Origin of the sequence: Vibrio sp. MED222 (assembly GCF_000153005.1) — a bacterium.
In the GTDB taxonomy this organism is placed as follows: domain Bacteria; phylum Pseudomonadota; class Gammaproteobacteria; order Enterobacterales; family Vibrionaceae; genus Vibrio; species Vibrio tasmaniensis_A.
In genome coordinates this window covers 226,169-234,608 of record NZ_CH902608.1, presented here as the reverse complement: position 1 = coordinate 234,608, position 8,440 = coordinate 226,169, and the positions used below count along the sequence as shown (strand labels likewise).

Annotated in this window: 10 protein-coding genes; 4 read left to right on the top strand and 6 right to left on the bottom strand. The window is 43.3% G+C overall.

The annotated features are described in order from the left end of the window. On the bottom strand, nucleotides 1–377 hold a 377-nt coding region (fcrX, locus tag MED222_RS09585; RefSeq protein ID WP_009847331.1), incomplete at its 3' end, for a ferric iron uptake transcriptional regulator FcrX. 207 nt (nucleotides 378–584) lie between these two features. Between fcrX and MED222_RS09590 the strand changes: the two genes are divergently transcribed. Then, nucleotides 585–1,091 (top strand): DUF4442 domain-containing protein, encoded by a 507-nt coding sequence (locus tag MED222_RS09590; RefSeq protein ID WP_009847330.1) that lies wholly within the window; start codon nucleotides 585–587, stop codon nucleotides 1,089–1,091. A gap of 96 nt (nucleotides 1,092–1,187) precedes the next feature. On the opposite strand, the gene fldA is transcribed toward MED222_RS09590, so the two are convergent. From fldA to MED222_RS09605, 3 genes are all read right to left on the bottom strand, one after another. After that, entirely contained in the window at nucleotides 1,188–1,721 is a 534-nt protein-coding gene (gene fldA, locus MED222_RS09595) for a flavodoxin FldA (protein WP_009847329.1), read from the bottom strand. 57 nt (nucleotides 1,722–1,778) lie between these two features. Beyond that, nucleotides 1,779–1,997: a DUF2788 domain-containing protein gene (locus MED222_RS09600; RefSeq protein ID WP_009847328.1), complete on the bottom strand. Its 219-nt coding sequence runs from the start codon at nucleotides 1,995–1,997 to the stop codon at nucleotides 1,779–1,781. Nucleotides 1,998–2,105: 108 nt separating this feature from the next. Next, the gene (locus MED222_RS09605; protein ID WP_009847327.1) at nucleotides 2,106–2,867 is read right to left on the bottom strand and encodes an alpha/beta fold hydrolase; all 762 of its coding nucleotides are present in this window, start codon (nucleotides 2,865–2,867) and stop codon (nucleotides 2,106–2,108) included. Nucleotides 2,868–2,960: 93 nt separating this feature from the next. On the opposite strand from MED222_RS09605, the gene seqA reads away from it, so the two are divergent. Both seqA and pgm read left to right on the top strand, forming a co-directional pair. After that, nucleotides 2,961–3,500 (top strand): replication initiation negative regulator SeqA, encoded by a 540-nt coding sequence (seqA, locus tag MED222_RS09610; RefSeq protein ID WP_009847326.1) that lies wholly within the window; start codon nucleotides 2,961–2,963, stop codon nucleotides 3,498–3,500. An 89-nt stretch (nucleotides 3,501–3,589) separates the two neighbouring features. After that, nucleotides 3,590–5,236, top strand: coding sequence for a phosphoglucomutase (alpha-D-glucose-1,6-bisphosphate-dependent) (pgm, locus tag MED222_RS09615; protein WP_009847325.1), 1,647 nt, complete (start codon nucleotides 3,590–3,592; stop codon nucleotides 5,234–5,236). 121 nt (nucleotides 5,237–5,357) lie between these two features. Here pgm and MED222_RS09620 read toward each other — a convergent pair whose 3' ends face one another. Further along, nucleotides 5,358–6,116 (bottom strand): DUF1853 family protein, encoded by a 759-nt coding sequence (locus MED222_RS09620; RefSeq protein ID WP_009847324.1) that lies wholly within the window; start codon nucleotides 6,114–6,116, stop codon nucleotides 5,358–5,360. A gap of 106 nt (nucleotides 6,117–6,222) precedes the next feature. On the opposite strand from MED222_RS09620, the gene MED222_RS09625 reads away from it, so the two are divergent. After that, nucleotides 6,223–6,981, top strand: a complete 759-nt coding sequence (locus tag MED222_RS09625) for a Nif3-like dinuclear metal center hexameric protein (RefSeq protein WP_009847323.1) — start codon at nucleotides 6,223–6,225, stop codon at nucleotides 6,979–6,981. A 136-nt stretch (nucleotides 6,982–7,117) separates the two neighbouring features. Here MED222_RS09625 and MED222_RS09630 read toward each other — a convergent pair whose 3' ends face one another. Next, complete coding sequence (locus tag MED222_RS09630) at nucleotides 7,118–8,407, bottom strand: citrate synthase (protein ID WP_004734217.1); 1,290 nt, start codon at nucleotides 8,405–8,407, stop codon at nucleotides 7,118–7,120. Between the last annotated feature and the right edge of the window lie 33 nt (nucleotides 8,408–8,440).

Here is an 8,440-nt window from a genome sequence, read left to right as displayed (position 1 = left end):
CTGTGGTTAGTTAGCTGTACATTGTAGCGTTGAGCGATTTCTTTTTGTCTTTCTTCGATAAGATCATCAGAGAACTCGATAACTTCACCGCAGTCTAAACATACTAGGTGATCGTGGTGATGCTGTGTTGAAAGTTCGAATACAGACTTACCACCTTCAAAGTGGTGACGAGTTACAATGCCTGCATCATCGAATTGGTTTAGTACGCGATAAACGGTCGCAAGACCAATCTCTTCACCTAAGTCGATCAGCTTTTTATATAAATCTTCAGCACTAATATGTTGGCAGTCTGGTTGTTGTAATACTTCTAAAATTTTGAGCCGTGGGAGGGTCACTTTAAGACCAGCATCTTTTAGCGCTTGATTATTGTCTGACATATACTTTCCTGTTGATGATCTGCAGCAATTAACAGAATTCAATATTAATACCATTATAGTTTAGTCAGGCATAACAATAAACCACGAACTTCAAAGGGTTACTCACTGACATCACAATCTGTTTTGTAAATTGGAAGTATCTCACTTATAGTGGAGGTACGACCAGCCAGGTGGCGGTGTTTTTTGATATGAACATGGATTGTTGTTATGAATAAGCAACTCGCAAAAATATATAAACCTAATATTGTAAAATTTGCACTCAATATTTGGCCTCCCTTTTGGGGCTCGGGAATTCGAATAGCCCACATTAGCGCTGACTTTAGGGTTGTTAAGACTGTGCTCAAGTTGCGGTGGTGGAATAAGAACGCTAATCGGACTCAATATGGCGGCAGTATCTTTTCTCTTACCGATCCCGTTTACTCGTTAATGCTAATGGGGATTTTAGGTGAGCGATATTATGTTTGGGATAAAGAGGCGAGTATTAACTTTATCAAGCCTGGTCAATCCGACTTGTATGCAGACTTTGAGATAAGCCAAGGGCAACTTGAGGATATCTATCGTCAGACACAACTTGGTGAGAAGTGTTTCCCCGAATTTATCATCCACGTTAAAGATAAGCAGGGAAGTGTGGTTTCGGAAATTCAGCGAACTCTCTATGTGAGAAAGAAGCCACAATTTAGAGAGGATGACGAAGCATTAGAAGCTGAGTGTTGATTGATAAATATTGAATAGAAAAAAACCTCCTATAAGGAGGTTTTTTCATATCTACATAACGGTCATTAATTGTAACAATTAATGACCGCTAATGAATTAGTCTTCAAGCTCTGCTAGGCACATCTCTTCGTGGATTTGTTTAACCCAGTTAGATACACGCTCATCAGTCAGCTCAGGTTGACGGTCTTCATCGATACATAGACCAACGAACTGGCTGTCATCGCCTTCAACTAAACCTTTCGATGCTTCGAATTCGTAGCCTTCAGTTGACGTATGACCTAGGATAGTACCGCCTTTTGCTTCAACGATATCACGGATAGTACCCATAGCATCGCAGAAGTATTCTGCGTAATCTTCTTGGTCGCCACAACCAAAAATAGCAACAAGCTTAGTTGAGAAATCAATAGCTTCTAGCTCAGGGAAAAAGTCATCCCAATCACATTGTGCTTCGCCGTAGTACCACGTAGGGATACCAAGCAGCAGCAGATCGAAGTTATCGATATCTTCTTTGCTGCTTTTTGCAATGTCTTGAACTTGAACGAGCTGCTTGCCCAATTGCTTTTGAATCATCTTAGCAACAGCTTCAGTGTTACCTGTATCGCTACCAAAGAAGAGACCTACACTTGCCATAGAATCATTACCTTTCATTTTGTCTGTTGTCGGTGTAATAAAGTTCGGAGGAAATCGTTAGATTCCAGTTCCTTCCCAGCTTAGTTGGATTATCCCTTTTGCGATAAAGCCTGCGCAGCCAAGGAAAAGTACTAACCATACGATACGACGACCAAATGCAGGAACATTTCCCTGCTTTAGAACGTCTTTAATTGCCATTCCGATTAGAAAGAAAATCGCGGCAAACAGAAGATCTAAACCAACAGATTCAATGATGTTCATGTAGTCGTAAAGCATGGGAACCTTATATACCAAATTTGCTTGGGCGCACTATATCACTGTTGTGAGATAAAGTTAATCTGCTGTGATTACACAGCTCTCATTTATATCGACTAATCAACCTATCTAAGTGATGAATTTCCTTATTGCACGGAGCACTTCAGCGGGCTTTTCCGCGTGTAGCCAATGTCCAGTATTGGCGATAACATGTGCCTTTGCGTTGGAAAACTGCTGTTGAACGGCGGTTTGATGTTCAGCCGTCAGGTAATCTGAGTCACCACCCTTGATTAGCAAGGTTTTGACCGAGGTTTTGTCAATCGGTTCCCAACCAATAATCTGTGGGTAGTTGTTTAATAGCGAGGCAACATTGAAACGCCATTCCATGATGCCTTGTTCTGATTTGAACAAAGATTTCGTTAAGAACTGGCGAACCCCATCAATTTCGATATGTTTTGCGAGGACCTTAAGCGCCTCTGAGCGTGATGTCGGTTTTTCTTCTATCACAGCTTGTAGGCCTGCGAATACGTTGTCGTGACGATTTTGGGTGTACGCGACTGGTGCCATATCTAAGACAATCAATTTATGCAGCGTCAGATGTTGTGCCAGTGCCATCGCTACCTTGCCACCCATCGAGTGACCAATCACAGTGACACCTTCTAACTCAAGATCATTCAGCAGTTGAGCCACATCTTGTGCCATAGCTTGATAATTATGAGTGTCATTATGGAAAGATTGGCCGTGGTTACGTAGATCGATGCTAAGTACCTGATGATCGGTTTTTAGATCCCTAGCGAGCAAGCCAAGGTTGTCCAAATTTCCGAATAATCCATGGATCAAAACAATGGTGTGACCCTCACCTTCAATTTTATAGTTGAGCTGTACTGACATTTTTATCTTATTCATGGTGGGTTTGACGTAGAGTATCCGCGCGGATCTCGCTATAATCCCTCAGAGTTTAAACATTGAGATTGTGAAAAGCGAATGAAAACAATTGAGGTTGATGAGGACCTATACCGTTTTATTGCGGGTCAGACAGAACGTATTGGCGAAAGCGCTTCAGATATTCTGCGCCGCTTGTTACTGGTTGATAACCAAGGCACGGTTCCGATCGAAGAGATCGTTGAGCCAAAAGGTATCGTTGTTAGCAAAGAGGTAGGCTTTACTCCAGAGAAGTTCGATGGCGTTAAAGAAATGCGCTCACTACTAATATCAGATGAGTTTGCATCACTAAAGAAAGCCATTGATCGTTTCATGCTTGTGTTATCAACACTGCATAAAATCGACCCTTTAAGCTTTTCAGAAGCAACTCAAGTAAAAGGCCGTAAGCGTGTTTACTTTGCAGACAACGAAGCGACGTTGTTAGCAAACGGCAACACAACTAAGCCTAAAGCTATTCCACAAAGTCCTTTTTGGGTTATTACGAATAACAATACAAGCCGAAAAAGACAGATGGTTGAACAGCTTATGAGCCGCATGAGTTTCCAAGCAGAATTGATAGAAAAAGTAACAGGTTCAATTTAACGAAATCTGATTTAAACCTCATAATATCCATGGCTAAGAAGATATTATGAGGTTTTTTTGTTTTTAAATTTTATATAAGGATGTCGATAATGGCTATGCACCCTCGTGCCGGGCAGAAAGCTCTGCAGGAAGATCTTCATAATATCCCGGCTTTAGTTGCAAACTATTTCTTACAGCAACCGGATGCTACTAACCCAGATCATAAAGTACTGTTCGGTACTTCAGGTCACCGCGGTACAGCAGACAAATCAACATTTAATGAAAACCACATTCTAGCGATCGCACAAGCGGTTGCTGAGGTTCGTGCCGATCAAGGTACAACAGGCCCACTTTTCTTAGGCAAAGATACTCACGCTCTATCTGAACCTGCTTTTTCTACGGTTATTGAAGTGCTAGTTGCAAACGGCGTTGAGGTTATCGTTCAAGAAAACAATGGCTTTACTCCAACTCCAGGTATCTCGCACGCGATTCTTACGCACAATCTAGTGAATGATAAAAAAGCTGACGGCATTGTTATCACGCCTTCACATAACCCACCTCAAGACGGGGGCATTAAATACAACCCGACACACGGTGGCCCTGCTGAAGCTGAACTGACTCAAGCGATTGAAGATCGTGCGAATGTGATTATTGCTGAGCAAATGCAAGGCGTTAAGCGCACTCCTATCGCACAGGCTAAACAGTCTGAGCTGGTGAAAGAAGTTGATTTAGTTGCTCCTTACGTTGCTGACTTGGTTAACGTGGTTGATATGGAAGCAATCCAGAAAGCAAACATCAAGATTGGTGTTGATCCACTGGGTGGTAGCGGTATTGATTACTGGCGTCAAATTGGCAAAGCGTACAACCTAGACCTGACTCTGGTCAGTGAAGCTGTTGATCCTTCGTTCCAATTTATGTCTCTAGACAAAGATGGTGTGGTTCGTATGGACTGTTCTTCTCCATACGCAATGGCAGGCTTACTGGCACTTAAAGACGACTATCAATTAGCGTTTGGCAACGACCCAGACTACGATCGCCACGGCATTGTTACGCCAAAAGGCTTGATGAATCCAAACCACTTCCTAGCGGTGTGTATTGACTACTTATACCGTAACCGTGAAGGTTGGGGTAAAGACGTTGCAGTGGGTAAAACATTGGTATCAAGTGCTCTGATTGACCGCGTTGTTGCTGACTTAGGTCGCGAGCTTTGCGAAGTGCCAGTGGGATTCAAATGGTTCGTTGATGGTCTTTATAACGGTCAGTTTGGTTTCGGTGGTGAAGAGAGTGCGGGGGCATCTTTCTTACGTAAAGACGGTACGCCTTGGTCAACAGATAAAGATGGCCTGATTCTTTGCCTACTTGCCGCTGAGATCACAGCAGTAACGGGCAAGAACCCACAAGAATACTACGAAGAACTTGCCGCTAAACATGGCGAATCTAAGTACAACCGTATTCAAGCAGTAGCTAACGGCGCACAAAAAGACGTGCTTAAGAAGCTATCTCCAGAGATGGTTTCAGCTGAGACGCTTGCTGGTGATGCGATTACTGCTCGCTTAACACACGCCCCAGGTAATGGCGCTGCGATTGGCGGCCTAAAAGTGACAACTGAGAACGGTTGGTTTGCCGCTCGTCCATCAGGCACTGAAGACATCTACAAGATCTACTGTGAAAGCTTTAAAGGTGAAGAGCACCTAAAAGCAATCGAAGCAGAAGCTCAAGAGATTGTTAACCAAGTATTTGCAGCCGCTGGTCTATAATCGAATACAGATTAGTAGAGTCATCAAGTAAATAGTGAAAGGGTTGATGTGAAAGCATCAGCCCTTTTTATTTGTCTGTGAGTAAGTGGCTAAGACTAAATCAACTCAATGGCTGAATAGATTAGCCGTGTGGCCAGCTTTGTGGCATCACAAACCAAAACTGCCCTGATTTGGTTTGCCCATGAACGAAGCGATCACCAAACTCGGTGATAGGCTCGCAGGTGAAATCATCAGTGCCCGCTGCCCATTGCTCTTTGGTGAGAGGGTAGAGCACTTCAGGAATTAAATGAGCTTGGTTTTGATAGCACCAAAAACCGTTTACTTGGCTTGGATTAATGTCGTAACTCAAACATTCAGTCGGTACTTTTTGATCTAAGAAGGGGTTGGTATATAGACGCCCCTGCATGAGGAGATGTTTTGAGTCGACATCGGTCTCTGGATACTGTTCAATAAAGGCGGCTGAAGATGACATACCAAGCTGGTGGCTTAGCATCCTATCGAGCTTCTTATCCAATTGATCATGAGAGTTTGGCCCAAACCATGTTTGTTCATGGAGCAGATAGAACTTAATCGCCACTTCCCAATGTTGCAGCTTTTGGCTGCTCTCCTCTTCAAGAATAAAGTCGATTGCACCTAGCGTTCTGCCATCCACATTAATCTGAATTTCATCGTACTTGATCGAATAATCAGGTGAAGCTTCGATGACTTGTTCACATAGGTGCTGGTAGAGGAAACCTAACCTAGGATTACCATTGTATGTATGTGATGCATCTATGGTATGAGGGCTTGAGAATGCACTGAGATCCGAAATCGGTGGCTTGATTTCTAGTAATGGCGGTGAGTCGATGACCCATTGGTAAAAACATTGCAGTGCTGTCATCTCTTCCTCATAAACTAGCTCTTTATAAACATAACCCTGGGGCTTTCGACATTCTACCCGTAAATTGATATAACGACGTTATTATAAAGGTAAGCTGGAAATAAAAATGAATAACTTACAATTAGAAAAGCTACTTAACGAAAAACTGCAGCCACAGCAAATTAAAGATTACTGTCCTAATGGTCTTCAAGTTGAAGGCGTAACAGAAGTGAAGCGAATCGTTACTGGTGTGACAGCTTCTCAAGCCTTGATTGATAAAGCGGTAGAACTGAACGCAGACGCTTTATTAGTCCATCACGGCTTCTTCTGGAAAGGTGAATCAGAAGCAATTCGTGGCATGAAGGGTAAGCGCATTCGTACCCTGATTAAAAATGACATCAACCTTTTAGGATACCATCTCCCTCTTGATATCCACCCTGAGCTTGGTAACAACGCTAAGCTTGCAGAGTTGCTTGATATCGAAGTCGAAGGCGGTTTAGAAGGGCACCCACAATCTGTTGCGATGTTTGGCAAGTTGAGTGCGCCAATGACGGGTGCAGAGTTTGCTGCAAAAATTGACCAAGTTCTAAATCGTAAACCACTGCATATCGCTCCAGAAAACCAAGACAAAATGATTACTACTGTCGGTTGGTGCACCGGTGGTGGTCAAGATTACATTGAGTTAGCGGCTTCTCAAGGTATTGATGCATTTATCTCTGGTGAAATTTCAGAGCGCACTACGTACTCAGCACGTGAACAAGACATTCATTACTTTGCCGCAGGCCACCATGCAACAGAACGCTATGGGGTGAAAGCGCTAGGTGAATGGCTAACGAAAGAACATGGCTTAGACGTAGAATTTATCGATATTGATAATCCAGTGTAGCCACGTTTAGAGGTTATGACTTTCTGGATATTTGTACCTTCATTGAAGTGATACGAAATACTGGAAGATAAAAAAGGGTTGATGTTAATACATCAACCCTTTTTGATTTTAATCGATTAGAAAAGTCGAAACTTTACTATTCGCGCTCGTGTAGAGCTTGGAAATCACGCTGTTCTTCACCAGTGTACAACTGACGAGGGCGACCGATGCGGTTCGTCGGATCGCTGTGCATTTCGTTCCAGTGTGCAATCCAACCGATAGTACGAGACATCGCGAAGATTACTGTGAACATTGATACCGGAATACCGATCGCTTTCAGAATGATACCTGAGTAGAAATCTACGTTCGGGTATAGTTTCTTCGATACAAAGTACTCATCAGAAAGAGCGATGCGCTCAAGCTCCATTGCAACGTCAAGTAGTGGATCTTGAATGTTCAGCTCTTTAAGTACTTCGTGGCACGCTTCGCGCATTACCGTTGCACGCGGATCGTAGTTCTTGTAAACACGGTGACCGAAGCCCATTAAACGGAACGGGTCATCTTTGTCTTTTGCTTTTGCTACGTACTCTTCAATGTTGTCTACGCTACCGATCTCTTCAAGCATCATTAGACAAGCTTCGTTAGCACCGCCGTGAGCAGGACCCCACAAAGAAGCGATACCAGCAGCAATACAAGCAAATGGGTTTGCGCCCGAAGAGCCTGCTAAACGAACCGTTGACGTTGAAGCATTTTGTTCGTGATCTGCGTGTAACGTAAAGATTTTGTCCATTGCGCGAGCAACAACAGGGTTTACTTCATATTCTTCACATGGATTTGCATACATCATGTGCAGGAAGTTTTCTGCGTAGCCTAGGTCATTGCGTGGGTAGATAAACGGTTGACCGATAGAATATTTGTAACACATTGCAGCCAGTGTTGGCATTTTTGAAATTAGGCGGTATGCCGCAATTTCACGGTGTGTGTCGTTATTAACATCTAATGAATCATGATAGAACGCAGCAAGCGCACCTACCACACCACACATAACAGCCATTGGGTGAGCATCACGGCGGAAGCCGTGGAAGAAACTAGCAATTTGCTCATGAACCATGGTGTGACGCGTGACAGTCGTCTTGAACTCTTCGTATTGAGCTCGAGAAGGAGCTTCGCCGTATAAAAGAATGTAACAAACTTCTAAGTAATCAGCATTATTGGCCAGTTGATCAATTGGATAACCACGGTGTAGAAGGATACCTTTTCCACCGTCAATATAAGTGATTTGCGATTCACAAGATGCAGTGGCAAGAAAACCAGGATCAAAAGTGAAAAAACCATTAGAACCCAGTGTACGAACGTCGATGACTGGAGTACCAAGTACACCTTCTGTAATCGGCAATTCGATCGGCGCTTGACCTTCAATATGAAGGGTAGCTTTCTTATCCGCCATAACAATCTCCTTTGTTATTATTAATCCGTCCAG

Coding starts and splice junctions, on each gene's coding strand:
- MED222_RS09600 (WP_009847328.1), bottom strand. CDS start 1,997: ATGCTTTACGACTACATGAACATCATTGAATCTGTTGGTTTAGATCTT.
- seqA (WP_009847326.1), top strand. CDS start 2,961: ATGAAAACAATTGAGGTTGATGAGGACCTATACCGTTTTATTGCGGGT.
- MED222_RS09630 (WP_004734217.1), bottom strand. CDS start 8,407: ATGGCGGATAAGAAAGCTACCCTTCATATTGAAGGTCAAGCGCCGATC.
- fldA (WP_009847329.1), bottom strand. CDS start 1,721: ATGGCAAGTGTAGGTCTCTTCTTTGGTAGCGATACAGGTAACACTGAA.
- MED222_RS09605 (WP_009847327.1), bottom strand. CDS start 2,867: ATGTCAGTACAGCTCAACTATAAAATTGAAGGTGAGGGTCACACCATT.
- pgm (WP_009847325.1), top strand. CDS start 3,590: ATGGCTATGCACCCTCGTGCCGGGCAGAAAGCTCTGCAGGAAGATCTT.
- MED222_RS09620 (WP_009847324.1), bottom strand. CDS start 6,116: ATGACAGCACTGCAATGTTTTTACCAATGGGTCATCGACTCACCGCCA.
- MED222_RS09625 (WP_009847323.1), top strand. CDS start 6,223: ATGAATAACTTACAATTAGAAAAGCTACTTAACGAAAAACTGCAGCCA.
- MED222_RS09590 (WP_009847330.1), top strand. CDS start 585: ATGAATAAGCAACTCGCAAAAATATATAAACCTAATATTGTAAAATTT.